Genomic DNA, 25335 nt, shown 5'->3' on the forward strand with positions numbered 1-25335 from the left:
CTTGTAGATTTTTTAAGAGCGGGGCAGATTCAGGCGATGGCAGAGTGGAGCAAGAATCGCGAGAGACTACGCGAAATCATTTTTGAGGCCGAAACGCCCGAGGGTCGCCGGTTCGATGTGATCCTGTTTTGTTGCATCGGGTTGAGCGTTCTGGCCGTCATGCTCGAGAGTGTGAAATCAATCAACCAGAGGTGGGGCGATGTCCTGCATGCGGTTGAGTGGGGTTTCACCGCGATTTTCACGCTTGAATACGTGGTGAGGCTGTGGACCTCGCACAAGCCTCTGAGATATGCACGGTCATTTTTCGGTGTGGTTGACCTGCTTTCCGTGCTCCCTAGTTTTATCGGTCTGTTCTTCCCCGGGGGGCACGCGCTGATGGTCGTGCGGGTATTGCGGCTGCTTCGGGTCTTCCGGGTCCTGAAGATGGCGCGGCATATCGCAGGAGCCGACGTGTTGATGGGGGCCCTCTATTCCAGCAGGGCGAAGATCACGGTATTCTTCACGGCGGTCCTGACGATCACCCTCATCGCCGGAACCATGATGTACATGATCGAGGGCTCGCATGTGGTCGATGGCGAAATCAAGGGATACACCAGTATTCCCGTTGGGGTCTACTGGGCAATTGTGACGGTCACTACCTTGGGTTTTGGTGACATCACTCCGATCACCCCTTTGGGGCAGATTCTGACATCGCTGCTCGTTCTGACGGGTTACGCTATTCTCGCGGTACCCACCGGAATCGTAACCGCCGAGATGATCGGAGCGAGCGCTGGCAATCCAACATCGGAGGCCTGCCCCTCATGTGGGGTCCACGGGCATCTTCCCGATGCCAGCTACTGTCGTCGATGCGGGAGCTCCTTGGACTGAATTGAGTGCTCCATTGTCTCCAGTTTGTGCATACCATGTCGTGGGTGACACAAATGCTGACCCAATGGGGCCTGCGGCTGGTTGACAAACGGGGAGGAGCTTGACCAATGTTCGACACTGCCGGGGGCGCAACGTGTGCTCCTCCGGACAGCCAGTCAATTTCCCAAGGCCCGAAAGACCCGTGTTCTCGAACGAAGATTATCTTGCCGACCTGCTTGTAGAGGCAGGCGCCGTGACTCAGGAACAGTTGGAACAAGCCCGATCCCGTGGGGGATCGGTGGTTGAGTCCCTGATTGCTGAGACTGAGCTAACAGAATCCACGATTGCAGCCGTTCTCGCTGCAAATGCGGGAATCGAAGCGATCAGTCTCGATCAAACACCACCTGACCCGTCTGTTGCTGAAGCGATTCCCAACGACATCGCTTGCCGCTACAAGGTGATCCCGATTTCCGACGATGGCGTCTACCTGACGATTGCCGTCGCCGATCCCTTCGACTTCGAGGCCATGGACAGCCTCCCGGCAGTTCTCTCCCGGGAACTGAATTTCGTCTGCGCCCCTTACAGTGGCATCACCGAGCACCTTCAGCAGTTCTACGGCCTCGGCCAGGACACCGGTGGCATGGATGTCACAGGCGGTGAAGAAGTTGAGACCGGTGACAACGATGCTCCGATTATCCGACTCGTGCAGGGCATGCTCGCCGAAGCGATGAAACAGGGTGTTTCGGATATTCACATCGAACCGCTCGAAACCTCGGTCCGCATTCGCTACCGCATCGATGGCAAGCTCGTCGAAGTGGCCAACCATCCGAAGAAGCTTCTGCCGGCGATTGTCGCGCGTCTCAAGGTGATGAGTGGCTCGATGTCGATTGCCGAGAAGCGCCTCCCTCAGGACGGCCGGATTCAGGTCAAGGCTGGCACCAAGGAAGTCGACCTCCGTGTTTCCTCCGTCCCATCCAACCACGGCGAGTCGATCGTCATGCGTATTCTCGACAAGTCCGCGCTGGTGCTCGGACTTCCCGAGTTGGGCTTCCTTTCCGATGACCAGCAGACCTTCGAGGAACTCATCGGTCTGCCGGATGGTATCATTCTTGTGACCGGTCCGACCGGTTCGGGTAAAACGACCACGCTTTACGCCTGCCTTAACGTCATCAACCGTCCGGATCGTAAGATCATCACGGTGGAAGACCCGGTTGAGTATGAGCTTCCGGGAATCAACCAGGTGATGGTGAAGGCCGATGTCGGCATGACCTTCGCCGCGGCCCTCCGCTCGATGCTCCGTCAGGCCCCGAACATCATCATGATTGGTGAGATTCGTGATGCGGAAACCGCGAATATCGCGATCAACGCCGCGCTCACCGGTCACTTGGTGCTTTCCACGCTTCACACCAACGATGCTCCCTCGGCAGTCGCTCGTTTGGCCGATATCGGCATCAAACGGTTCCTGATCGCTTCAGCGGTCCGTGCGGTGCTCGCCCAGCGCCTCGTGCGAAAACTCTGCCCGGTCTGCAAGGGTCCGGTGGAGCTGACGGAGAAGCAGATGAGAGGACTGAATCTGGATCCGAGCCGCATCAGTGGCAGCACGATCCTCGGCCCGATCGGCTGCGAAAAGTGCCGTGGCGGTGGCTACAAAGGCCGCGCCGGAATCTTCGAGATCTTCAAGATCGACGACGAAGTTCGCCACATGGTGAACGAAAACCTAACCTCCAGCCAGCTCAGACGCCGCGCGCGTGAACTCGGAATGCGCACGATGCGTGAGGACGGCATCCGCAAGGTGCTGACCGGTATGACTTCCGCCGAGGAAGTTCTTCACGTCACGATGTCCGACGCCGATTGATCCACTTTTGCCCCAAGACCCAATTTCATGGACAGCAACCAGCTCATAGACCTTTTCGTTAGTCGCGGGATGATCGACCGTTCCCTCGGTCAGGATATCCTCAGCCAGGTAGAAAACAGCGGCAAGGATGTCGCCGAGATCCTCGCCGACTTCCAGGTAATCCAAAGCAAGGAGGACGTCTGGCCCGTGGTCGCTTCCGAACTCGGAGCGCCTCTTGTCGACCTCAGTGGATGGACACCGCCTACCGAGCTTCTCGCTCTGGTTCCTGCGGGAACCGCCCGACTGCATGGCGCTCTGCCAATCAATCTAACAGATGAAGGTCTTCACGTCGCGCTTGTCGACCCGATGAACCCGCAAACCCTCGAGGACCTCCGATTCGCGCTGGACCGCGAGTTGGTGCTCGCCGTGGCCCCCGATTACCTCGTCGAGGAAAAGATCGCCGAAGGATACGGTGGAGATGGTGCGGGAATGGACGACATTCTCAGCCAACTCGAATTCGGCGGCCCGGAAGGGGATGTCAATGCGGCCGATCTGGAAAACGAGGCGAACTCGGCACCGATCATCCGCTACGTCGACCTCGTGATGTATCAGGCGATCAAGGAACGGGCTTCGGACATTCACTTCGAACCCTTCGAAACCGAATTCAAGATCCGCTATCGTGTCGATGGCGCGCTCTACGAAATGGCTCCGCCGCCGGTCCACCTCTCCATGGCGATCATTTCCCGCGTCAAGGTGATGGCGAACATGAACATTGCCGAGCGCCGGATTCCGCAGGACGGCCGAATCGTGAAGCAGGTGGGCGATCGCCAGGTCGACATGCGTGTTTCCTCGCTGCCGACCCACCACGGGGAGTCGGTCGTGCTTCGTATTCTTGACCGCTCATCGGTCAACCTCTCGCTCGAAGCGCTTGGCCTGCCGGATCACATTTTCGAATACATCACCGACACGATCGAAAAGCCCAACGGCATCTTCATCGTAACCGGACCCACGGGTGCGGGCAAGACCACGACGCTCTACGCGGCTCTGAAGCGGATCAACACCATCGATCACAAGCTTCTAACCGCTGAAGATCCGGTTGAGTATGACATCGATGGCATCATTCAGATTCCGGTTCACGAGGCAATCGGCCTGACCTTCCCGCGGGTGCTTCGTGCCTTCCTTCGTCAGGACCCCGACCGGATCATGGTGGGGGAGATGCGTGACATGGATACGGCCCAGATTGCCATCCAGGCATCGCTCACGGGTCACTTGGTGCTCTCCACGCTTCACACCAACGATGCGCCGGGTGCTGTGACCCGTCTGGTCGACATGGGTTGTGAGCCATTCCTTGTGGCGGCCTCGCTGGAGGGCGTTCTCGCTCAGCGTCTTGTCCGGACAATCTGCAAGGACTGCAAGTCACCCTACGAACCGAACGAAGCGATCCTCACTCAGCTTGGGGTTTCGCCACACGAACTCGGAGACAAGGACTTCTTCACCGGCGCCGGTTGCGAAACCTGCGGAAACAGCGGTTACAAGGGCCGGGGTGGTCTTTACGAACTGCTCAACATCACCGATCCCGTGCGGGACCTCATCATCGACCGTGCACCGACGGTGGTCCTGAAGCAGAAGGCCATGGAGAATGGCATGACGACCCTTCGTGAGGACGGCTTGCGCAATATCTACCTTGGCAAAACGACGATTGAGGAAGTCCTCAAGTACACCTGAAATCTTCGAATTTTCGAGTCGCCAGCCGATTCCCCATATTTCATCTTCCAGACAATACTTTCTAAAAAATCAGACCCATGCCCCAGTTTCAATTCACCGCCGCCGACGCGAAAGGCGAACAAATGTCCGGTACCGTGGACGCGCCAAGCGAGGCCGAAGCCATCAACCAGATCAAGAGTCAGGGATACTATCCCCTCCAAGTCGTGGAAGCTGGCAAAGGAACGCTCACGGCCTCCGGCAAAAAGTCGGCAAAGAAAAAGAAGGCGAAGAAGGCCGACCCCAAGAGCCCCAAGGGGGTCACCGGCGGTCGCATCAAGCCGAAGGTGCTGATGATTTTCACGCGTCAGCTTGCGACGCTGATTGACTCTGGTCTGCCATTGCTGCGCGGACTTACCGTGCTTTCCAAGGCGGAGCCGAACCCGACCCTTCGCGGCACGATTAACGCGCTCGCCGATTCGGTGCAATCGGGTTCGACCTTCTCGGAAGCGCTCGCGCAGCACCCGAAGATCTTCAACAAGCTCTACGTGAACATGGTCAAGGCCGGTGAGCTGGGTGGTGTGCTCGAAGTCGTGCTTCTGCGTCTCGCGGAATACCAGGAAAAGGCTCACAAGCTGAAAAACAAGATTGTTTCAGCCATGGTCTATCCGGTGATCGTGATGTTCATCGCCGTCGCCATCCTTGTCTTCCTGATGCTGGTCATCGTTCCGAAGTTCAAAGAGATGTTCGCGGAAATGGACAATGCCGAGCTGCCCCTGATCTCCAAGATCGTGTTCGGATTCTCCGAGTTCTTCCTCTCCGCTGATGTGTGGATCATTCCGAACGTGGTGTGGTTCTTCCTTGGTGCGGTGCTGATCTTCCTCGGCTTCAGCTCATGGGGCAAAACGAAGGGCGGACGAAAGGCCATCGATACCTTGAAGCTCAGATTGCCGATCTTCGGCGACATCCAGCGCAAGAGCGCTGTGGCCCGTTTCTCACGGACCCTCGGCACCCTGGTGACATCCGGTGTGCCAATTCTTCAGGCGCTCAACATCACCCGGGATACTGCGGGTAACGTGGTGATCTCAGGAGCCATCGAGAAGGTCCACGAAGCGGTTAAGGAAGGGGAATCGATCGTGACCCCCCTCCAAGCCTCCGGAGTGTTCCCCGGCATGGTCATCTCGATGGTCGATGTGGGTGAGGAAACCGGTCAGCTTCCCGAAATGCTTCTGAAGGTTGCGGACGTGTATGACGATGAAGTCGATAACGCCGTGACGGCCCTGACCTCGATCTTGGAGCCGATTATGATCGTGGTTCTGGCCCTCGTGGTGGGATCGGTTGTATTTGCATTGTTCCTACCATTGATTAAGGTGATCCAATCGGTTAACGGATGATTTGCGATCCGAGACCGAAGATCCACTAGAACCAATATTCGAAAAAACCATGAAACAATCTAAGGGAACGAAGAACCGGGCTCGCGGCTTCACGCTGATGGAGCTGCTGGTGGTGGTGAGCATCATGGTCATCCTCGCGGGATTGACCATGGGTGTGATGAGCTACGTGAACCAGAAGCAGGCGGTCGAGCAGGCGAAGGTTCAGCTCGGATTGCTTGAGCTCGCGCTTGAGGACTACTACTCCGAGAATGGAGAATACCCTCCCAACACAAGGGATGACGGCACGGGTGGAACGGATGAGATTCAGAAAGCTCTGTTTCCAACCACCGCCAATTCGAAGATCTATCTCGCCGAACTCAACCCTGACAACGACACTCAGGGCTGGCTATCGGGGACTACCGGGAACTATGAGATCCTCGACCCCTGGGGCGAGCCCTTCCGCTACCGCACCAACCGCACCCTTTCGAATGGAACCGTGCGCGTCTATGCATCCAATCCTGGTTTCGACATCTGGTCATGTGGTCCGGATGGTCAGACCAAGACCGGGTCAAAGGGCGATTACGATCCTGACGACGAGCTGAACCGCGACGACATCCGTCTCTGGTAATCTCCAAATTCCGCTGATTTATTTCAAATGGCCCGCCATCCCGGCGGGCCATTTTTCGTTGGCAGGCGGTCGAGTTTTGTCAGCAGAGCCAAACTTGTTTGGAAATCCGCTCGACGTGGGTGATTTGAACGGTCTTGCTCTTTCCAGATGAGCGAAGAATCCCCTGAGACGGTTGAGACCCAACCTGAGGACCCAACACCCAAGAAGAAAGCGGCCAAAAAACGCAGCAAGGCTCCCGAAGCCAAGGTCGTGGAGAAGGCAGCCAGTGAACCCAAAAGCGACGAAGCTTCGGCACCGGTCGCTCAGGAAAAACCCACCGTGCCGGAGAAAGCCTCGGAGCAGGAAAAACCCGCCATGCAGGAGAAGCCTGCCGCGCAGGAGAAGCCTGAGCGTAAGGAAACTCCTGCTCCCGATGCCCGTCCTCCGCGTGAGGAAGGCGAAACTCCCACCGAAAATCCTTCCATCCGCCGGATCTCTTCGAAAAGGCAGAACCCACCAGCCGAGACTTCTTCCAGCGATGAAGTACCCGACCAGGTCGCTACGATCGTGGAACCTCCCGCTTCGGACGCCCAGGGCAAGAAGCGGCGTCGACGTCGCCGCAAAGGCCAGAGCGCCGACGGCGATGAAGGCTCCAGCGGAAACGATGGCGGCGGCAATGACAACCGTCCGCAACAGCGCTCGGGCCCACGAGTTTCCCTCGATTCAGATCAGGTCGAAAGAAAGGCCTGGAAAATCTTCCTTTCGGAAGTCAGCGAGGAAGGCCTGGCTCTGGTCAGCGATCAGGATGCGAAGGAGATCGGTCGACGTAGCTTTCGCCTCGCCGAGATCTTCCTTGAGGAAGCTTCGAAGCGTCAGTGAGCGGACTCCGCGAGCTTTGCCTCGAGTCGTTTTGCCAGCTCATCCTTTCCCGTCGCACGGGCGAGGGTGAGCCTGAGTTTCAGGACGGCCGGTGACTCGCGTTCCGCATCATCCATCGCAGCAAGGGCTTCGATGGCCGCATCGTGGTCGCCAATCTCCATGGCACCCTCGGCCTGGTCGAGCAGGGAAGGACTTTCCCCTTTTGGGGCCTGCCCACCATAGATCGCCCAGCGTTCCCCAACGGGCAGCTTGTCGCTGCCCACGCCTTCGACTTGATCGAGGTAGACGAGCTCGTCGCCATCCCGATGAAGTCGCCAGTAGTTGAGAGCCACCACGATGAGCAGCCCGAGCACGATGAAGCTGGCTTCCATCAGGAAGGGCGTCGTGATGATGCCGAGCACCATGGCAAACCACTCGCCAACGAAGCCCGGGAGCGTGCCGCCCCACCAGATGAAACCCACGATCCCGCACACCAGAAAGATCGCGGCAATGCCCACGAACAACTGTTTGGTCCGCGGGTCGGAAAGAATTGAGGCACGCTTGCTGCTCACGTCGGGAAAGTAAGCACGAGCAGGGATCTCGCGCCACCAGCAAGTCTGGTTCTTGAGATTTGGTGATCATTGTTTAAGCCCCTAGCTCTGCGTGAGCTTCGATTTCCCGATGGGGGACTTGGGAGGAGGGAGGAAGATTGAAGCGTCGTCACGGTTGAAATCCCCGTCCGGGGCGGCTACTAGAGCGCTGATGCGTCTCTTCGACACCCTTTCACGGCAAAATTGCGATCTCAAGCCGGTCGATGGCTCGACCTTTCGGTTCTACTGCTGCGGCCCGACGGTCTATGGCCCGGCTCACATCGGGAACTTCCGGACCTTTGTCCTGCAGGACGTGTTTCGCCGCACGATCGAGACAGGTGGTCTGCGTTCCTTCCACGTCCGGAACATCACGGATGTCGATGACAAGACGATCCGTGATTCGCAGGCAGCCGGGAAGCCGCTGGCGGAGTTCACAGCCCACTGGCGGGATCGCTTTCATGCCGACTGTGAGTCGCTGAACTGCCTTGCGCCCCATGTGGAGCCCGGCGCGGTGGATCACATTCCGCAGCAGGTCTCCATGATCGAGAAGCTGGTGGAAAAGGGGCACGCTTACGTTTCGGACGACGGCTCCGTCTACTTCAAGATTTCGTCTTTCCCCGACTACGGAAAGCTGAGCCGTCTCGACACGCGGGAGCTTTCCCTCGGCAAGACGCAAGAGTCGCGAGCCAATGCCGACGAGTATGAGAAGGACAGTCTCGCTGATTTCGTGCTGTGGAAGGCGCGTCGCCCCGAGGACGGCGAGAACTTCTGGCCATCGCCATGGGGTGAGGGGCGTCCAGGCTGGCACCTCGAGTGCTCGGCGATGATTCAGGAGTATCTTGGTGAAAACTTCGACCTCCACTCCGGCGGGGTGGATCTGGTTTTCCCGCATCACGAGAACGAGATCGCGCAGAGCCGTTGCGCCTGCGGCGGCGAGTTCGCGGCTCACTGGTTCCATGTCACCCATCTGTTAGTCGATGGTGGCAAGATGTCGAAATCGGTTGGAAACCTCTACACCCTCGAGGATCTCGCCGGGAAGGGCTTCACTGCCATGGAAGTGCGCTACGTCCTGATCGGGGCGCACTACCGCAAGCAGCTCAACTTTACCCTCGACTCTCTAACAGCGGCGCGCGAAGCGCTTGCCAAACTGGCCAAGGCCACGCGGGGGCTGGCGGAGCGTGCCGGAGAGGGTCACGTGCTCGGTGAGGTGGGCTTCGGTCCATTCCAATCGGCATGGGATTCGCTCAACGACGATCTCAACACGCCGGGATGCCTTGGTGGGATATTCACCGGTCTTCGCGAGTGTTCGAATTTGGAGGGCGAGGAGGCAGCCAAGGCATTGGCGGGGCTGAATCGGGTGCTCCGTGCGCTTGGCTTGAAGCTTCCGGAGGAAGCGGCGGCGAGCGAGGTGCCGGCCGACATCAAGGCGCTTGCTGACGAACGTTGGGCCGCTCGCTCGGCCAAGGAGTGGGCGAAGTCGGACGAACTGCGCGACCGGCTTGCCGAACTCGGCTGGACGGTGAAGGATGCGCCCGAAGGTTACGAACTCAAGCCAAGCTGATCATGCACATTCGACCGCGCCGCAACCGCAAGTCACCCGCCATCCGGGCTCTGGTCGCCGAGACGAGCCTCTCGGCTTCGGATTTCATTTATCCGCTCTTCATTCACGAGGGGACCGAGGATCAGGACATCGCCTCGATGCCCGGTTGCAAGCGCTGGTCGCTTGAAGGATTGCTCAAGGAGGCTGGCGAAGCCCATGCGCTGGGAGTCCCGGCGGTGGTGCTGTTTCCGGCTGTTAGTGAGAAGCTCAAGACACCCGGTGCGGAGGAGGCATGGAATCCTGATGGTCTGGTGCCGACTGCGGTGCGGGCACTGAAGGAGGCGCATCCCGCTCTTTGCGTGATCACCGACGTGGCGCTCGATCCCTACAACTCCGCAGGTCACGATGGACTGGTGGAAGAGCAGGAGGACGGCAGTCTCGAGATCCTCAATGATGAAACCGTCATGGCGCTTTGCCAGCAGGCGCTCTGCCACGCTGAAGCCGGTGCCGATGTGGTTTCTCCCAGCGACATGATGGATGGCCGGGTGGCCGCGATTCGTGGGGAACTGGACGATTCCGGATACGAAAAGGTTTCAATCCTCAGCTATTCGGCGAAATACGCCTCGGCCTTCTATGGCCCGTTCCGGGGAGCGCTCGATTCCGCTCCGAAAGCAGGCGACAAGAAAACCTATCAGATGGATCCGGCGAATGTCGGAGAGGCGCTTCGGGAAGTCGGGCTGGATGAGGGAGAGGGGGCCGACATGGTGATGGTGAAACCTGCGGGTCCCTATCTCGATGTGATCGCCAGGGTTCGCGAAAGTACGGTGCTTCCCGTAGCTGCCTATCAGGTCAGCGGTGAGTATCTCATGATCGAGTCCGCAGCCGCCTCCGGCTGGATCGATGGCAGGGCGGTGGCGCTGGAATCGCTGATGGGCATCAAACGCGCCGGAGCGAACATGATTCTGACCTATTACGCCAAACGTGCGGCGGAGTGGTTGCGGGAATAGGGAAAGCGACTTTGTAAGCCGCGGATCTAGAGGCGGGATTCAAATCCGCTTTCCCCGGCTCACTCGATGTTCTGAACCTGCTCGCGGATTTTTTCGAGCTCGGTCTTCGCGGTGACGACGTTCTGGGCGATATCGGCATCGGATGCTTTCGAGCCGATGGTATTGAACTCGCGGTGGATTTCCTGACAGAGGAAATCGAGTGAGCGGCCGGCAGGCTCGCTCCCTGACAGATACTCCCGGAAGCGCCGGATGTGCGAGTCGAGTCGGGTGGTTTCCTCGGAGATGTCGCAACGGTCAGCGAACAGCCCGATCTCACGCACGACCCGCTCATCATCGAGGTCGAGTTCGAGTCCCGCATCCCGGAGACGCTTGAAAAGGGTTTCGCGGTAGTGCTGGGGACGCATCGGTGCCAGCGCGGCGATGCGGTTCTTGATGTGCTCGAGGGTGTCGAGTCGAGCGCTGAGGTCCTTGGCAAGATCGGAGCCTTCGGCCGCACGGGTCTCGAGAACCTGAGCCAGGGCGGCCTCGAGAGCAGGCTCGATGACGAGCCAGGCGGCTTCAGGGTCGATGCCGCTCTCGTCAAAAGTGATCACCCCCGGGCTGCGCATGAAGTCAGCGGCGCTGGCCTCGACCTGACGTCCGATGCGCGCCGAGATGCTCTTGAAGGCGGACTCAAGGGCTTCGGCGAGAGCTTCATCGACCTGGACCTTTGATCCCGACCCGGCAGGCCGATCAATCTGGATGGAAACCTGGATGCGGCCACGCGAGACTTTCTCAAGCACGTTCTTGCGGATGCGGCCTTCAATCGTGGCGAGGTCGCGGCCCGCTTGGACGACGACTTCAGCCTGCTTGCGATTGACGCAGGCGATCTCAATGGTGGCGGTGCCGAGCTCGGTGGTGGCGGATCCTCGGCCGAAGCCAGTCATGGAATGCATGGGCGCATTCAAGCCCCTCGAAGTCAGTGAAACCAACCGGAAATTTCCGGGAATGATGGGCTGAGTCGAACTAAGAAGGAGATCCAGGAGAAATCCGTGCCAGCTCAGTCGTCCCGCCGATGCCGATCGGGGTCGTCGTAGTACTCGTCCCACGGACGGTGATCATCGCCGCTGTCCTCTTCCTCGCCTTCTTCCGTCTCATGAGGATCGAGCTCGTGATCGTCATGGTCGTAGTGATCGTCTTCAGAGTCGCCGGAGTCACTGAGCGGATGATCTTCATCCTCATCTGCAAGAAGCTTGGAAAGGTGCTTCTTGTCATCCTCCTCCTGCTCGCGGCGTTTCTTCTTCTCATCGAAGTAAGCAAGCCAGATGCAGGCCTCGTAGAGCACATACATCGGCACGGCCATGAGGGAGAGGGTGAGGATGTCGGAAGTCGGGGTGATGATCGCAGCGAGGACCACGATGGCCAGAATCGCGTACGAACGGGTGCGGTTCATCATTTCGTAGCTCAGCAAGCCGAGTTTGACGAAAACCATGACGACCACAGGAAGCTCGAAGGATAATCCGAAGAGCAGCGTGAACTGGGTGGCGAAGCTGATGTACCACCCGATCCGCCAATCACTGGCGACGCCGAGGCCTTCATCCCAGGAAGCAAAGAAGACCAGCGCTCTGGGAAGCACGACGAAGTAGGCAAAGAGCACCCCGGCAAGGAATAGCCCGAAGCCGACAGCCATGGCAGGCCAGAGCATCTTCTTTTCGCTATCGTGCAGGCCGGGAAGAACGAACTGCAGGGTGAAGAGGAGCAGCAGCGGGAACGAAACGATGATGCCGGAGAAAAAGGCGAGCTTCATCGAAAGCATGAAGCCTTCCGTCGGTTGCAGCGTCGACAGGTCGTTGAGCTCGCGTCCACCGCTTGCCTCGGGGTTGGCCCCTGTGGCTAACAGGGCGTCAACCTGCTCGCGCAGGAGTTCGTCGCCGGAAGTCGTGGCGTCGAGGAAAGCGCTGAGGTTTTCACCCTCGAGTTTTTTGGCAGCGCGGACGAGCCGCACGCATTCGACGTTGAACTTGGCGCCCTCATCGATCTGTTGGAGGAAAGCCTCGCGTTCGGCATCGCTGAGGGCGAGGGCGGCGCGTTCGAGTTCCTTGGCCTTCTCCCAGTCGGCGACGGTGAAGGTGGTGGGGAGTTTTTCCGCGGTTTTGACCTCCCAGACCTGCTCCACAGGGGCCCGCAGGACATCCATGACGTGCTTCTGGAAGGCGAAGCAGGCCGCCATGGCGATGATCAAGGTCAGCACCACGCGAGTGATCATGACCCTCAGATCCTCGAGATGTTCGAGGAAAGGCTTCTCCATATCGGGATTCGCCTTATCCCGGAGTTGGAAGACCTTTTTGAGCAAATACATCGGACGGGGGCGGATACTTGGCGGGAGAAGGAATCTTTCGCAAGTCCTGATACGGAAAGGGTGTTTTTCATGTCACGATCAGGGAAATCGGCGCCAATGGCAGCTGAGAGGGGAGTTTGACAGAAAATGATCCAAGGATTTCCCCTGAGCCGTGTCGTTAGGTATGAACGCAATGATCCCCGCACTCCATGGAACCTGCCTCCAGCTTGACCGATTCCCGGTCTGAGAAGGCTGAGGTGCTGACTTTTGGCCCGATGACTGAGGAGAAACCGACACTCAGGCAAATCTTCGAGGCCGAAGAAGGCCCTCTGCTGCGCTTCGCCTGCGGGATGCTGCGGCAGCGGGAGACGGCCGAAGACATCGTGCAGGAGGCATTTCTCCGACTGCACGGTCACTGGGACGAGGTGAACAACGCCCGCGCCTGGCTCTACCGGACGGTGCGGAATCTGGCGCTCAACCATTTACGCGATCACAAACGCGAAACACTGACCGACGAACCTCCCGAGTGGGATGCCGCCGGCGGCTCCGGGAGTCCATTGGAGAGACTCGAGGCCGCGGGCGCCGTCCGACTTCTGCTGGCCGAGCTCGACGACGGTGACCGCCGACTGATCCATCTCAAATACCACCAGGATCTGAAATACGAGCAGATCAGCAAAGAGACCGGACTCTCGGTCGGAAACGTCGGCTACAAGCTGCATCACCTGTTGAAAGGGATGGCGGACAGTCTCCGGCGAATGGGGATCGAGAGTGCCGAGGGTTGAAGTTCCAATGATCAATTTTCCAATTTTTAAACAAGACTGCCATGAAAGACGAACCACGCAAACCCCTTGAGGCACTCGGCGACGAGGCGCTTGAGGCGCGCATCGTGGCCTGGGTGCTCGGTGAGGCCTCGGCCTTCGAGGCGGCGGAGCTGGAGGAACGTTGTGCGAATGACGCGGACTTGAATCGTTTCGCGGAGCGGATGCGCGAGGTGCACCGACTGATCGAAGCGGATGGGAAGTTGGTTGAGGAGGAAGAATGGAAGTTGCCGGATGTAAAGCGTCGCAAGGTGGTGGACCTGTTAGGCGTGGAACCGGTGGTTCGATTGGAGAAGCGACGCTTCACTGGGCGGCGAATCTTGCTGGCGTTCGCGGCCTGCGTGATGGCCACCTTGATGGCGCTGCCCCTGCTGCTGAAACGTGCACCGGTGCTGAGCGAGAGCAAAACGATCGTGAGCTACATGGCACCGAGCGCTCCGGCGGATGGGGATGTTATTAGAAATTTCAACTATCCGACTGACTATGAGCCGCCGGATTTACAAGATTCGATTGTCGGCTATACATCGAATGAGCGTAGCGGCTCACCCGTGACTCCTGCAACTCCCTCGCGCTTGCCTGCATCCAAGCCTGCGAGTGCCCTTGTGGACTTCACGGATGTGCCTGTTGACCAGCCCTTCGGAAATGATTCGGATTTGGCCGGTGCTCAGACAGGCGATCCATTTTCTGAATCAGGGGCTGCCGGGATGTCTGGGGATGGGAAAGAAGTCAGGCTCAAAAGCGAAAGCCTGATTCGTGAGGAGTTGGCGAAGAACGAATCACAGGTGCAAGCCGGAAAGGATTCAAATCGATCCCGGGTGCTACGGACGGAATTAATCGATGATCTCGGAGAAACTCCGTCCTCGGTGCCCGAAATGGAAAGCCTTCCCGCTCTCGGTCATCTCTTCGCAGGAGAGGGGAAGAAGCAAGCGCACGAGGCTGACTCGGATAGCAGCTTGTGGATGGAACGGGGCGATCGTCCGCTTGATGCAACAGGAGCGGAATTTGTTACTAGAGTCCATGCAGGAGGCTTGATCGACATGGATGGATTCAGTGGCGAGCATCTTCGTCTTGGCGGTGTATTGTATTCCGATAGTGGTCGGTCGAGTGAGTCGCTGTGGGGAGGTCGGGCTTCCGATCTGGGCCTGGAGAGTGAGAACAATTGGGCATCCCGGACCAAAACCTATACCGGCTTTTCGCAGGGTGGAATCGATGAAGAAGAATCGATTGCGGTGCCCTATCTGGCTAACCCAGATCGTTTGTCTCTCGGTTTCGCTTACACTTTAAATGGAGTTGACCGTCAGGATATGGTCGAAGCTTTTGATGGGCTCGATAGTTCTGTGATCAATGGGGGACTTAAGATGGATTTAGGATTGATGGCCGACGAGGGAAGGGTGGGTGGTGGCACAGTCGCCGAAGCAAAGCCAACTCAAGTCGCCGAAGGTTATTCGAGTCTGGCCCAGCGCGAAACCATGCGACGGGCAAGTGTGGTTGTTGAGTCCGACCGAAAGCGGGATGAGGCTCGTGAGGCGTATGCGAATGGTCGCTATGCAGAGGCACAGCAAAAGTATCAAGAGAGCATCGAGATTCTTCCAGACGCGCCTTTGCTGGATGAACGTCGCATATTTCTCCAGAAATCGCTCGCCGATGCAGAGGTGGCACGATCTTTGGAGGCGAAACGCCTAGGCCAGTATGACGAAGCGCGCGAGTTGCTAGAGTCCGCAAAGAAGCGAGATCCGGAGAATCAATATGCGCTGGATGCCTTGGCTGCATTGGACGACCCAATTCGCTCGAATGCGGCAGCACTTGGAAACGGGGAAGAGAAACTCGGGGAAGTTCGCCGTGGTTTATATCATGCGGAGGGAGCGTTCGAGCTCGGGAAATTCGATGAGGCCGAAAAGCAGTACGCCGAGGTGATTCGAAAGGATCCATACAATACGGCAGCGCGCCGGGGTCTTGAGAGAGTAAATGCGGCGAAGAGTGACTACTACCGTGCGTCCTATGATCAAGCGCGTGCGGAGTTGCTCATGGAGGTGGACAAGAGTTGGGAGTTGGCCGTGCCTGAGGAAGAGCCTGTGATCGCGAAGAATGCGGGCGGTTTTGAGGGTGAGGTGCACGTCGGGTACGAGAACATGTATGAGTTTCGCTTTGCCGATTTGGATGGAAGTATTGCTCCCGAAACGCATAAGGCCGAAAAGAGCCCTGGGGAACTTGCTGATGATTCGCTGAGCGCGGCGGAACAGCGGCTGAAAGGGCTTAAGAAGGGAGTCGGGCAGTCGGTGATCGAAGCTGCGAAGCATCCACGGGTCAGCGATGAATCCCAACAGGAGTTGGCGCGACTTCGGGATGAGGTCCAGAAGCAAGAGGATGCCGTGGAAGACAAGCGGAAGACTCTGACGACGATTCTTCGTAACCAGGAGTTGATCTATCGCGGGCTTAATAATGGCGGGGGTCGTGAAGGTGGGTACTCTGGCGATGGCTTGGAGGCTGCCACCAAGAGGAATGAGGAGTTGAAGAAGAACGCGGTTCAGCAAGGAATCGGAATCCATGGGTTTGAAGAAGCAAAGTCTGAGTTTGAAGCCTCCGAGGCGAAGCTCCGTGCATTGAAGTTGGACCTGCTGGATCGTGAAGTTGGCAACGGTGATGGTCGTTTGGCTGGGCTTGAAGATGCTCTTCAGAAGCAGCGCGATGCCGTCGAAGACAAGCGGAAGACTCTTACGACTATTTTGCGAAATCAGGAACTCATTGCGCGCGGTAAGTCGAATTTATCACCAGAAGAAGTTCAAAGGAACAAGAAGCAGAAGGCAGTTCAACAGGGGATCGGCCTCCATGGCTTTGATGATGCTGCTGCGGAACTGGAAACCTCAGAGCGACTTCTCAAGGAGATTGAAATGCGAGTTGATGAACTCAAGGAGAAGGCCGCGATTGATGCCGCGATCGAAGCCGGTGAGCCAATTCCGAAACAGGAACTGAAACCGAAGGTCGTTTCCCCTGAGCTGAAAGACAACTCCGCCACCCTCGATGCCATGGCTGAGATCTCGGCGGCGGATGAGGCTTTCTCGACCTTCTCAATGCATGTCAGCGATGCTTCGTTCAAGCTCGCGGCGGCGGCGATGGAGCGCGGCGAGGTGCCGGCGGCGGAAAGCGTGAGGCCGGAGGAATTCTACAATGCCTTTGATTACGGCGATCCGGCACCGACAGCGAATGAGCCGGTGGCCTGTGCGGTGGAGCAGTGCGCGCATCCGGCCTTTCCTCAGCGGAATCTGTTGCGGATTGCGGTTCGGACAGGCGCGGAGGGCCGTGCCCAGTCGAAGCCGCTGAATCTAACACTTCTGCTCGATAACTCCGGTTCGATGGAGCGCGAGGACCGGGCGCTGGGATTGAATCGGGCGGTCGAAGGTCTGACTTCCCTGCTCAAGGAAGGGGATACGGTCACCGTGGCAGGCTTTTCGCGTCAGCCCCGACTGCTGGCGGATCGGGTCGATGGCGAGGATGCGGTGACTTTGAACGGTTTGGTGACGCAGACTCCAGCAGAAGGCGGCACGAATCTTGAGGAGGCGCTTAACCTTGGCGGAGAGCTGGCGAAGCGGCAGTTCAAGGAAGGTGCGCAGAATCGGGTGGTGCTCTTTACGGATGGTGCGGCGAACCTGGGCGATGCGGATCCGGAGTCGCTCAATGGCAAGGTGGAGCAGTTGCGGAATGAGGGAATTGCCTTCGATGCGGCGGGCTTTGGCGCGGATGGCTTGAATGATCGCCTGCTCGAACGCCTGACACGCAATGGCAATGGTCGCTACTATGTCGTCGATGATGCGGAGGACGCAGATCAGGGGTTTGCGGAGCAGTTGGCGGGTGCGTTCCGTCCGGCGGCGGAGAACGTGAAGGTCCAGGTGGTTTTCAATCCGTCGCGTGTCGGGAACTACAAGCTGATCGGATTCGAGGAGCATCGCTTGAAGAAGGAGGACTTCCGCAATGACGCCGTGGATGCGGCGGAGATGGCATCGGAGGAGGCGGGTGTGGCGCTCTATCAGTTTGAGGTTTTGCCGGAAGGGCAGGGCGAGGTTGGCGAGGTGAGTATTCGCTTCCGCGATACGGCGACCGGAGAAATGGTCGAGCAAAGCTGGCCGATTCCCTACGATCCTCAGGCTCCGTCCTTTGATCAGGCGAAGCCCGGCATCCAGTTGGCGGGGATTGCGGCCTTCGTGGCGGAGAAGTTGCGCGGTGCGCCATTGGCCGAGGCGGTCGATTACTCGCAGCTGCGCGGCGTGATGGCTCGAGTGAAGGCGGAGTATCATGGCAACGAGCGCGTCGCTCAGTTGGAGCGGATGATGAGGCGCTAAGTTACCCGGAGTTTACAAAAAGAGCCGCGATTGGCGGCGTTCTAGAAAGACAATCACCCCACCCAGGAACCATTATGAAAGCTGTTAGGAAAAATTCGAAAGAGCGGCGCTTTGGTCGCTTGGGTCTTGAGAACTTGTTAGGCCGGATTCTTTGCGGCACGGGGGCGTGCCACCTCCTGGCGGCGACGGCCTTGGCTCAGGGTGTGGGAGATGGGGTGGCGGTGTTGCCGGTGGACAAGGTGAGGCAGCCGATTCCCTTGTTTTACTCGGTGGAGGCGGAAACGACGGCGAGTGCGATGGGTGAGAAAATTTCCGGGGCAATGAATTTGAAGGTGAGGATCTTGCAGGGTCGTCCGGATATGTTGACCATTGGATTGGAAGGTGAAGGTGAGGTGAAGGATGTGACGGGATCGGAGTCACTTTCCTGGTCGGTACGGCGGGAGTCAGATGGCTCGCGCTTTCTTGACCTAAAGCCGAAGTTGAAAAAGCCGGAGCCGAGGCCGCTGTTTGAAGAGGGGCGAATCAGCCTTCAAACCTTGGTTCCGATGGTTCCTGAGCTTCCTAAGATCGATGGGCCGAAAGAGTTCTCGTTCAAGGTGCTCTTCGAACATGAGTTTAATCGTGGCGAGGTGGTGAATCTCTTGCTGCCGGGTCTGGGAAAGGCGGCGGGCTTTTCATCGAAACTGGTTCTCAAGGAAGCGGAGGGTTTTCGTGCGAAGGTTCTGGGGCTTTCAGCTCTGAGTCGGATTGATTCCGATGCGATTGAATTTGAAGGAAGTGGCGCCGGTCGACTTCGCTTGTTGGTGATTCCTCAGGGTGGAGAGTTGGCAGGCATTGAACTGATTGATCCGGTGCTGGACGGAAAAGTCAGCGAGGATGGAGAGAGTGTGGCTTTCGTGCTGCGCGCCCGGGTGCAGGTGAATCATGAGGATGCCGCGCTGAAGCTTTTCGAGGGCGTGGCACTGGGCGAGACGACCTCGGGGAATGGTTGGCATGTGCGACTCACGAAGAGCGGCGATGCCTGGTATCATGAACTGGTTGGAGACATGCTCGGAGTAGAGGCGGAGGTGATGTCGCTGCCTTTCGAAGTGGCGGTGAAGCGGAATGGCGATTGGCAGATGCTTGATTTCAGGCTGCCTGCGGGCGTGGTGGTGCCGGTCAGGATTTCCGGTCTCGGGGCCAAGGTTTCGTTTTCCAAAGATGAGCCGGTGGTTCCTGAACAGCGCGGCAATGTCTGGCAAGGTCACCTCAATGCCGCAGGGCAGGCGAAGCTGGCGTGGAAAGAGGAGTCGGAGGAAGACGATGGCGCTCTGTTCTTTTCGTCGTCCGAGATCGCCGAGGTGCGGGTGGGTGCCGGACTTGTTAGGCAGGCGTCGGAGATTGGGTTTCAGGTCTTGCAGGGGAAGATCAACTCGATCCGCATGAAGATTGAAGGGGCGGGCGAAGTGCTCGCGGTTTCGGGCGAGCAGGTGCTTGGCTGGAATCCGATCGAGGAGAACGGCGAGCGCTATCTGGCGATCGAGCTCAGCCGCCCGATTGAAGGGAATGGTCGACTCACGGTGCAGGCACAGGCACCGCTTGGAGGTTTTCCAGTGAAAGCTCAACCGATGCGCTTTGTGCCGGAAGGCGCGCTACGTCATAGCGGTTATCTGCGGGTTGCGAATGAAGGGGCGGTGCGATTAGAGATCATCGCGGCCAAGGGGATGATGCAGCTTTCGCCGGATCAATTTCCCGGTGGAAAAGCAGCGGAGGGGTTGAGGCAGGTGTTTGTTTATCGTTTTCCGTCGGCGAGCTACGACTACTCGGTGGCGGCGGATCAGGTGCTGCCGGAGGTAAGCATTTCAGAAGTGACCATTCATGAGATGGGTGAGACCGATCGGAAGATCCTCAGTGATCTTGAACTGGATATTCGTGAAGCTCCGCTGCGTGAATGGACAGTTGGTATTCCGGAGGAATTTGCCGTGGCTGAGGTCAGTGGCGCAAGTGTCGCGGACTACAGCGTTGCGGGTGAAGCCATGGGCGGAGTGCGTGAGTTGAAGATCTTGTTTAATGCGGCAGTTTCTGGCCGACAGTTGGTCAGTCTTCGATTGGAGAAGAACCAAGGGGCCGAGACGGGGGATTGGACGCTGCCGGTGCTGGAGCATCGTGAGGCGAAGTCGAGTCGCGGATTCATCGGCGTGGCGTCGGCACCGGGTAACCGGATCGTGCAGGGAGCGAATGGCGGACTCGCGGAGACGCCGGTCGATTACTTTCCAAAGAAGATCGAAGGGCTTCAGCAGGGCTTCCGGATTCGTGAAGAGAAGTGGTCGGCAACAATGAAGGTCGAGGCGCTTGGGCAGAGTGTACAGGCCGATGTGTTCCACCTCTACTCGCTCAAGGAAGGCGTGGCTTATGGGAGCGTGGTGCTGAACTACTTTGTGGTCGGTGCACCGGCCAGCGAATGGCGGCTGAAGGTGCCGGAGGGAATCGGAAACATCGATGTGACGGGTCAGAGTGTCGGTCGCGATTGGCGTCGCGAAGGGGACACGTTGATCGTTCCTTTGGTTCGCCCGGCGATTGGCGCCTCGACAATTTTGGTGACCTTCGAGCAGCCGATGAGTGCTCGCGGTGGGGAGATTCATCCGGGTGAAGTACGTCCGCTCGATGTGCAGTCGGAGCGCGGATACATTCAGGTGACGAGTCCGCTTCAAGTCGATGCTTCGATTGGCGAAAGCAAGGGGTCGATCCTGCGGATTGATGCGTCCGAGTTGCCGGCCGAGTATCGATTGCTCTCCAGTGCTCCCACGCTGGAAGCCTGGCAATACACGGCGGCGGATCCGGAAATCACGATGAATGTGAGCTGGTATGATGTGGATGAGCCGGTCGGGGAGGTGATCGATTTTTCCTCGCTGAAGACGCATGTTTCTCGTAACGGTCAGGTGGCGACGACGGCGCGTTTCTATGCACGTTCGAAGGGCACGACGACGCTCGAAGTTACACTTCCGGCGGAGGCGAAGCTTTGGGAGACGATGGTATCGGGAGAGCGGGTGAATGCGCGCCGCGATGAAACGAAGACTCTGATTCCCTTGCCATCACAGGCAGATCCGAATGAGCCAATCGAAGTGATCCTTCGTTATGGGGAGGAGAAGCGTGGCAAGTCGGTGGCGCTCGTGGCTCCAAGCGTGGGCACGGCGGTGGCGGTGGCGAACTGGACGGTGACTGGTGACGAGGATCGTCGCCTGGTTCCCAATGGCGGCACGGCGGAGTTGGTGCGTCCGGTGATGACGGAGACGGGTTTTGAGTGGATTGCCACGCGTGGCCGAACGGCGGCGCTGATGGTACTGTTTCTCGCAGCGCTGGGATTTGTGCTGCGACGTATCAAGTCGATTGGAGTGCTCGGGTTGGTGGCGATGGGCGGTGCGATGCTCTGGTCATTTATGCTCGCGAATGAAGCGATGCATGAGCGTCGGACGAGCCTTGGCACGCTTGAATACACGGCTCCAGCGGTGCTGGTGGGCGACGACTTGATGGTCGAGGTGGCGAATGTCGAGGCATGGAAATCGATGGTGAGTGGTCCGGGAATCGCGCTGCTGCTTGGTGGCTTTGGATTGCTTGGCTGGGCGCTGCTGCGTGCGGTCGGGCGAGACAAATACGTTTCGCTTTGTGTCGGCGGTGGGATCGCGCTGTTAGCCTGCGGTCTGCTTGCTCAAAGAGGCGGTGCGGTGCTCTTCTTCGCGGTATTTGGTCTGACGCTGTTGCTTGGCGCGGTGCTTCCGTGGGCGGTCGGGTATTTGAAGGGGATGAGATCCACATCGGTCGCGGCGGCTTCACTGATCTTGTTGAGTTTGATGATGCCACGGGCTGAGGCGGAGATTCCTGAGGGATCGAGCCCGGCAGAATCGATCACGCAGAAGTGGGTGCTCGATGAGGGACGCTTGAAGGCGGAACTGGCGATTCGTGTGCGGGCTGATGAGGCTGGGCAGCGATTCCATTTGCTTGACTCGCATGCCGTTCTAACAGGCTTCGAGGGCTTTGGCCTGAAGGCCGAGAAAGACAAGGGCGGTTACTTCATTGTTGCCGAGCAGGCGGGGGTCTTCACCGGTCGAGGTGAGTTCGAGATGGGGGTGAAGAATCCGCGAGAAGGTTGGGTGGTGCCGACCGGTGCGGCGGCGGCTCAGGAGATTCGCGTTCAGATGAACGAGGCGGGTTGGAGTTTTGATGCGACGAATGCGGCTCGGGTCACGCAGATCGGATCCGATCAGGACGGCGTGAGTGGCGCGGTGATCGTGCTGGGGGTGGGGAATGAGTCGAAGATCTCGATTCGTCCGATGCAGCGGGATGCGAGCAGCGAGAAGGTGCAGTTTTATACTGAAGTGTCCGACCTGTTTGTGCCCGGGCCTGGAGTGGTGAATGGCTTGCATCGCATTGCGATTCGTCCGGCTCGTGGCGTCGTGCGTGAGTTGGTGATCATGGTGCCGGAGGAGTTTACCGTCGGTGATGTGAAGGATGGGCCGGTGGGTCGCTGGCGCTTTAATCCTGAGACGCGCGAGTTGTCGGTTGCGGTGGAGCCGGGGCAGGAACAACCATTTGCTTTCAGTGTGGCGACGCAGCGGGCGACCGAGAGTCTTCCGGTGGATTTGAAATTGCGGCCGATGCGTGTCGTCGGAAGCGAAGGGGCGGTTGGCATGCTGGGTCTTGCCTTTGGCGGCGAGGCGCAGGCCGAAGGGATCAAGACCGAAGGCATGGGCGCGGTGAACCTCGATGACTTCGATGCGCGCTTGCTTCCACGGAATGCCAAGTCGGAGCCGCTGGCGCTGCTGCAGAAGGCTTATCGTTATGGTGTGGAAGAAGCTTCGGTGAGTTTGAAGGTCACTTCGGTGGCTCCTGAGATCCGGGCGGAAATGACCCAAACGCTTTCGTTGGGCGCGGACCGAATGGTGTTGGCGGCGGACCTGGTTGCGAACATCACGCGGGCCGGGGTTTTCAAATTGATGGTGGAGATTCCGGAAGGTCTCGAAGTGGAGTCGGTGACGGGGGCTTCCTTGAGTCACTGGACGGAGTCGCCGTCGGACGGGAAGCGCTTGATATCGCTGAATCTCAATGGTCGGACGCTTGGCGAACAGGCCTTCTCGATTTCCCTCAGTGCTCCATCGCCGGGAAGTCTGGAGTCGTGGGAAGTGCCACGTCTCTTGCTGCGGGATGCGACGCGTCAGCGGGGCACTCTAACAGTGGTGCCGGATCGTGGGCTTCAGGTGCGGGCGGTTTCGCGTTCGAATGTCTCGCAGCTCGATCCGCGTGAGGCAGGTGTGCCGCGTCCGGGTGCCTTGGCATTTCGATTGCTGCAGTCTGACTGGGCGCTTTCGCTGGCGGTGAAGGAACTGGATTCGTGGGTGACGGCGCAGGCATTGCAGGAAGTCACGCTGCGTGAAGGACAGGTGCTGACGCGCGCGCGGGTGATTTATCGGATCGAGAATGCGGCGCGCAAGACCTTGCGGGTGAGGCTTCCGGGTCTGGATGAAAGTGCGGCGGCGACGGTTCGTGCGACGGGTCCTGCGGTGGGTGACTTCGTGCCGGTGGAAGGTGAAGAGAATCTTTGGGAGATTCGTTTTCAACGTGGAGTCGTGGGAGAGACGGCGGTGGATATCGAGTTCCAGCGTCAGAGCAAGGACGACAAGGCGCAGATCATGCCGCTGGAGTTGATCGATACGCGTCAGTCGTCGTTCTTTGTTTCGGTGAAGACGGGAGGTCGCTTGGATGCGACGGTGAGCAGCACGCCGCGTGGCTGGCAGAAGACAGATTGGAATGGTGTGCCCTCGGGCTTGCGCGGTGACCGTCGTGGTGACCTTGCGGATTTCCTTTATCGAGTCGCGGAGGTGGAAGGCGCGCTGGAGATCAGCGTGGCGCGTCATGCGCTGGCCGAGTCCGAGCGTTTGCGGGTGAAGGAGGGCGTGCTTCGCACGCTGATTTCATCGGAGGGTAGTTCGATCACGACGGTGGAGTTGCGGATCCAAGCAAGTGCCAAGGCGACGCTGAAGCTGGCGCTGCCGGAAGGCGTGACGCCTTTCAATCTGGCAGTGAATGGTGAAGGAGTGCCGCTGGTGCGCAGTGGATCGAAGTGGCTGTTCTATGTGACACCGTCGCCCGTGGCGAACCAACCGGCGCTGGTGGAGTTTTCCTACGCGCATGAGTCCGATCAGCGCGGGATGTTGCACGGGCCTCGTCTTGGGGTTCCGTTAGAGAACTTGATCTGGGACGTGTTTGTGCCTGAAGGATGGCTTTTGGCGGATAGCCGTGGGGATTTCCAACTGGTGAAGCAGGAGGAATCCGAAGCGCTCAGTTTGAAGGCGTATCTGGCGATGGTCGATGCGCGTCGGACGCGTGGGAAAGCAGAGGCGGTTGCCGAGCTGGATCAGGGGTATGCCTGGTTGCGGGCCGGTGAGCAGGACAAGGCCGGGCAGGTGTTAGGCAAGGCGGCGCGGAATGGTTTCCTGGATGAGGCTTCGAACGAAGATGCGCGGGTGCAGTTCCGGAATCTGAAGATGCAGCAGGCGGTGCTCGGATTGAACACGCGTCGTCAGCGGAACTACTTCGACAATCGATTCAATGGAAGTCAGGTCGAGAATGCGCAGCTGGAACAGGCGGCGGAGGAGAACCCGATTCTGCAGGGCCAATCGAATTTCGATCCGAAGCAGTTTGATCGATTGATGGTCGGCAACTCGGCGGAAGTGACGAGTTCCTTGAAGACGATTGCGCAGCGGATTGTCGAGCAGCAGTTGGAGGTTGAGTCGGCGCCGGGGTCGTTGGAGGTTCAGTTGCCGGGGCAGGGGCGGATGTTGAGGTTTTCGCGGAGCCTGCAGGTGACGACGAACGAGCCGATGCAGTTGCAGCTCAGCTTGAAGCGCGAGCGTCCTAGGGGATGGCTGTTTGGCGGGATCGTGGCGATCCTTTCTGCAGCGGTGCTGGTGGTGGGTTGGTGCGGGGCGCGGAAGGTGGCGTGAAATACAGGGTCCCGTCGGGACCGTCGATGTTAGCCGGGGGCTTCGAGCCCCCGGTTTGATTGGTGATGAAGGATCGTCGCGTCGTGACGATTCATATGGGTGAGGATTGGCGGAATGGGAGGGCGTGGAGCTGTCGACCGAGATGAAGCGTCGCTACGCGACGCGGTCTTCGAGGCGTGCTTGTCCGTGGGTTGAAAACCCACGGCTATCATGAGGCGTCCCGATGGGACGAAAGGCAGTGTGGTTACGCCGGCTACTTTGATTTGTTTGGGGTGCATTGCCATTTTGGCAGGCCGCAGTGGAGACATCTTTTAGCCTGCGGCTTTCGAAAATAATCACTTGTAAAGAATAGCTTCCTACATTCCGGGCACTGCCACCGGTAAAGTTTGTTGGCGACGGTCGTCCACATAATAGCCCAGGTGCCGGCAACGAAAAAGATCGGCCATGGAGCTTTAAACCAAAATGAATAGACAACGACAAAGGTGCCCACCGAAGGAACGTAGCCCCAGAACAACCAGCGGGAACGCTGTTCC

At 58.6% G+C, this 25335-nt stretch carries 14 protein-coding genes; 11 read left to right on the forward strand and 3 right to left on the reverse strand.

Annotated elements, in window-relative coordinates; genetic code table 11:
* The first annotated feature begins 36 nt into the window (after positions 1–36).
* The 6 genes from ACFQY0_RS02840 to ACFQY0_RS02865 all read left to right on the forward strand — a co-directional run bounded on the left by ACFQY0_RS02840 (position 37) and on the right by ACFQY0_RS02865 (position 7240).
* The gene (locus ACFQY0_RS02840) at positions 37–867 is read left to right on the forward strand and encodes an ion transporter (protein WP_379708880.1); all 831 of its coding nucleotides are present in this window, start codon (positions 37–39) and stop codon (positions 865–867) included.
* A gap of 181 nt (positions 868–1048) precedes the next feature.
* Positions 1049–2701, forward strand: a complete 1653-nt coding sequence (locus ACFQY0_RS02845; protein ID WP_379708882.1) for a GspE/PulE family protein — start codon at positions 1049–1051, stop codon at positions 2699–2701.
* A 27-nt stretch (positions 2702–2728) separates the two neighbouring features.
* Positions 2729–4405, forward strand: a complete 1677-nt coding sequence (locus ACFQY0_RS02850; RefSeq protein WP_379708884.1) for a GspE/PulE family protein — start codon at positions 2729–2731, stop codon at positions 4403–4405.
* Positions 4406–4482: 77 nt separating this feature from the next.
* Positions 4483–5775: a type II secretion system F family protein gene (locus tag ACFQY0_RS02855; protein ID WP_379708886.1), complete on the forward strand. Its 1293-nt coding sequence runs from the start codon at positions 4483–4485 to the stop codon at positions 5773–5775.
* 49 nt (positions 5776–5824) lie between these two features.
* Complete coding sequence (locus ACFQY0_RS02860) at positions 5825–6382, forward strand: prepilin-type N-terminal cleavage/methylation domain-containing protein (RefSeq protein WP_379708888.1); 558 nt, start codon at positions 5825–5827, stop codon at positions 6380–6382.
* A 147-nt stretch (positions 6383–6529) separates the two neighbouring features.
* The gene (locus tag ACFQY0_RS02865) at positions 6530–7240 is read left to right on the forward strand and encodes a hypothetical protein (RefSeq protein WP_379708890.1); all 711 of its coding nucleotides are present in this window, start codon (positions 6530–6532) and stop codon (positions 7238–7240) included.
* Here the strand turns inward: ACFQY0_RS02865 and ACFQY0_RS02870 are convergent.
* Positions 7234–7791 (reverse strand): hypothetical protein, encoded by a 558-nt coding sequence (locus tag ACFQY0_RS02870; protein ID WP_379708892.1) that lies wholly within the window; start codon positions 7789–7791, stop codon positions 7234–7236. The genes ACFQY0_RS02865 and ACFQY0_RS02870 overlap by 7 nt on opposite strands.
* Before the next feature lie 190 nt (positions 7792–7981).
* Here ACFQY0_RS02870 and cysS point away from each other — a divergent pair, with 190 nt between their 5' ends.
* Complete coding sequence (gene cysS / locus ACFQY0_RS02875) at positions 7982–9370, forward strand: cysteine--tRNA ligase (protein ID WP_379708894.1); 1389 nt, start codon at positions 7982–7984, stop codon at positions 9368–9370.
* A 2-nt stretch (positions 9371–9372) separates the two neighbouring features.
* On the forward strand, positions 9373–10356 hold the full coding sequence (gene hemB, locus ACFQY0_RS02880) for a porphobilinogen synthase (RefSeq protein WP_379708896.1): 984 nt from the start codon (positions 9373–9375) through the stop codon (positions 10354–10356).
* Positions 10357–10415: 59 nt separating this feature from the next.
* Here the strand turns inward: hemB and ACFQY0_RS02885 are convergent, their stop codons facing one another.
* Complete coding sequence (locus ACFQY0_RS02885) at positions 10416–11291, reverse strand: YicC/YloC family endoribonuclease (protein ID WP_379708898.1); 876 nt, start codon at positions 11289–11291, stop codon at positions 10416–10418.
* Between the two features lie 104 nt (positions 11292–11395).
* Positions 11396–12694: a twin-arginine translocase subunit TatC gene (gene tatC / locus ACFQY0_RS02890; RefSeq protein WP_379708900.1), complete on the reverse strand. Its 1299-nt coding sequence runs from the start codon at positions 12692–12694 to the stop codon at positions 11396–11398.
* A 254-nt stretch (positions 12695–12948) separates the two neighbouring features.
* Here tatC and ACFQY0_RS02895 point away from each other — a divergent pair, with 254 nt between their 5' ends.
* From ACFQY0_RS02895 to ACFQY0_RS02905, 3 genes are all read left to right on the forward strand, one after another.
* Positions 12949–13455: an RNA polymerase sigma factor gene (locus tag ACFQY0_RS02895; RefSeq protein ID WP_379708902.1), complete on the forward strand. Its 507-nt coding sequence runs from the start codon at positions 12949–12951 to the stop codon at positions 13453–13455.
* A 41-nt stretch (positions 13456–13496) separates the two neighbouring features.
* Positions 13497–17825 carry a YfbK domain-containing protein gene (locus tag ACFQY0_RS02900; RefSeq protein ID WP_379708904.1) on the forward strand — a complete coding sequence of 1443 codons (4329 nt, stop codon included), beginning with the start codon at positions 13497–13499 and terminating at the stop codon, positions 17823–17825.
* Between the two features lie 74 nt (positions 17826–17899).
* Complete coding sequence (locus ACFQY0_RS02905; protein ID WP_379708906.1) at positions 17900–24802, forward strand: hypothetical protein; 6903 nt, start codon at positions 17900–17902, stop codon at positions 24800–24802.
* Positions 24803–25335: the final 533 nt, after the last annotated feature.

This window comes from Haloferula chungangensis (assembly GCF_042664875.1).
Taxonomy (GTDB): Bacteria; Verrucomicrobiota; Verrucomicrobiia; order Verrucomicrobiales; family Akkermansiaceae; genus Haloferula; species Haloferula chungangensis.

Excerpts from the sequence above, each read along its gene's own strand:
- ACFQY0_RS02840 (WP_379708880.1), top strand. The coding sequence starts at position 37 with ATGGCAGAGTGGAGCAAGAATCGCGAGAGACTACGCGAAATCATTTTT.
- ACFQY0_RS02850 (WP_379708884.1), top strand. The coding sequence starts at position 2,729 with ATGGACAGCAACCAGCTCATAGACCTTTTCGTTAGTCGCGGGATGATC.
- ACFQY0_RS02855 (WP_379708886.1), top strand. The coding sequence starts at position 4,483 with ATGCCCCAGTTTCAATTCACCGCCGCCGACGCGAAAGGCGAACAAATG.
- ACFQY0_RS02860 (WP_379708888.1), top strand. The coding sequence starts at position 5,825 with ATGAAACAATCTAAGGGAACGAAGAACCGGGCTCGCGGCTTCACGCTG.
- ACFQY0_RS02865 (WP_379708890.1), top strand. The coding sequence starts at position 6,530 with ATGAGCGAAGAATCCCCTGAGACGGTTGAGACCCAACCTGAGGACCCA.
- cysS (WP_379708894.1), top strand. The coding sequence starts at position 7,982 with ATGCGTCTCTTCGACACCCTTTCACGGCAAAATTGCGATCTCAAGCCG.
- hemB (WP_379708896.1), top strand. The coding sequence starts at position 9,373 with ATGCACATTCGACCGCGCCGCAACCGCAAGTCACCCGCCATCCGGGCT.
- ACFQY0_RS02885 (WP_379708898.1), bottom strand. The coding sequence starts at position 11,291 with ATGCATTCCATGACTGGCTTCGGCCGAGGATCCGCCACCACCGAGCTC.
- tatC (WP_379708900.1), bottom strand. The coding sequence starts at position 12,694 with ATGTATTTGCTCAAAAAGGTCTTCCAACTCCGGGATAAGGCGAATCCC.
- ACFQY0_RS02895 (WP_379708902.1), top strand. The coding sequence starts at position 12,949 with ATGACTGAGGAGAAACCGACACTCAGGCAAATCTTCGAGGCCGAAGAA.
- ACFQY0_RS02900 (WP_379708904.1), top strand. The coding sequence starts at position 13,497 with ATGAAAGACGAACCACGCAAACCCCTTGAGGCACTCGGCGACGAGGCG.
- ACFQY0_RS02905 (WP_379708906.1), top strand. The coding sequence starts at position 17,900 with ATGAAAGCTGTTAGGAAAAATTCGAAAGAGCGGCGCTTTGGTCGCTTG.